This window comes from Moraxella sp. (assembly GCF_024227015.1).
Classification (GTDB): Bacteria; Pseudomonadota; Gammaproteobacteria; order Pseudomonadales; family Moraxellaceae; genus Moraxella.
In genome coordinates this window covers 1-1,569 of sequence record NZ_JAAELD010000119.1, presented here as the reverse complement: position 1 = coordinate 1,569, position 1,569 = coordinate 1, and the positions used below count along the sequence as shown (strand labels likewise).

Sequence of the window (1,569 nt, the reverse complement as noted above, 5' to 3'; positions counted from 1 at the left end):
TCTGGCGCTGCTGCTTCAGGCTTGATGCAAATCATCCCAGGTACCGCAAACCAAATCGCGCGTGGGCTTGGCGAGCGCACAGGTGACATGGGCAATCCTGATGCGAACATTCGTTACGGCACTTGGTTCTTAAGTGATTTGGCGGGCAAATCAGGCTATCAAATTGCCGTGGCCACCGCAGGCTATAACGCAGGACCAGGCGCGGCGCGCAGATGGCTACCTACCCACGGTCCGATTGGCGCTGATCAATATGTCGAGGCCATTCCGTACAGTGAGACGCGTGATTACGTGAAGCATGTCATGGAGAATGCAACGATTTATAGTACGCTACTTGGCAACCCAACGCCCATCAGTCAGCGCATGGGTACGGTATCGCCCAGATACTAAGTAAAATTAGCAGTGATAGCAAAAACATCGTTTATGATAAGCGGTGTTTTTATTTATTTGAATTGGTGGTTTCGCCGCTTGGCGTTTTATCCACCTGGGTCATTATTTTGTGTGGTTTTTATTGGGTGAATGTTTTATGATGAGTGTGTTTTAAGATATTTTTAGGTTTATGAAAATTATAAAATACATGGCGGTGACGGTTGTATCGCTATTAGCATTGCTGGTCATGGCTGCCATGCTAAGCTATCGACCACTGCCACAGAATGATGCGCGTACACCATCCATGACGCTGCCCATGGATGAATCAAGCTTGCTTGTCCATCACATCATGCAAGAGACAAGTCAGCATCCTGATAAGACGGGCGTTTATCCTTTTGCCAATGGTCTTGATTCTTTTGTGGCGCGATTGTCCTTGGTGGAGACGGCAAAGCATTCGCTCGATATTCGTTATTATATCTGGAAGAATGACATCTCAGGTGCGCTGCTGACTCAGCGGATATTCGCAGCGGCCGATCGTGGGGTGCGCGTGCGAATACTGCTCGATGATAACAGCATGGCGGGCATGGATGGTGTGATTAAGGCGCTGGATGATCATACTAATATCGAGGTGAGGTTATTTAACCCGTTCATGCATCGCCGTTTTCGCTGGATTGGTTTTTTGAATGATTTTGATCGGCTTAATCAGCGCATGCATAACAAATCATTCACCGCTGATAGCGCAATCTCGATCGTGGGTGGGCGCAATGTCGGCGATGAATATTTTGGTGCAGGCGATGGCATGATGTTCGCTGACATGGATGTGGCGGTGGTTGGTAAGGTGATGCCAGCGCTGAATGAAGATTTTGATCGTTATTGGGCGAGCGAACGCGCTTATCCTGCCGATGCGATCATTCCAGATCATACCAAGCCCGCTGCCATCAGCGCTAAGCCAATTAACGCAAAAGCCACCAAGCAGTACATCGATGAGCTTAGCCAGTCGGATTATGCCAGCAAACTGATTCATCACATGGTTGAATTTTATTGGACGGATGCCAGATTGATCAGTGATAATCCCATGCGTGTGGATGAGGAATGGGAGGATACTGTCACGTCTCAGATTGCGCCTTATTTTCAAAAGGCTAATAGCACCTTGACTATTGTTTCGCCTTATTTTGTGCCGACTGATGGCGGCGTGGTGCTGTT

The 1,569-nt window shown here is 48.3% G+C and carries 2 protein-coding genes; both read left to right on the top strand.

The window, feature by feature from the left end; genetic code table 11:
• A partial coding sequence (locus GY683_RS02495; protein ID WP_297287240.1) for a lytic transglycosylase domain-containing protein occupies positions 1–387 on the top strand: 387 nt, incomplete at its 5' end.
• Positions 388–556: 169 nt separating this feature from the next.
• Positions 557–1,569: phospholipase D-like domain-containing protein (locus GY683_RS02490; RefSeq protein ID WP_297287239.1), on the top strand; the 1,013-nt coding region annotated here is incomplete at its 3' end.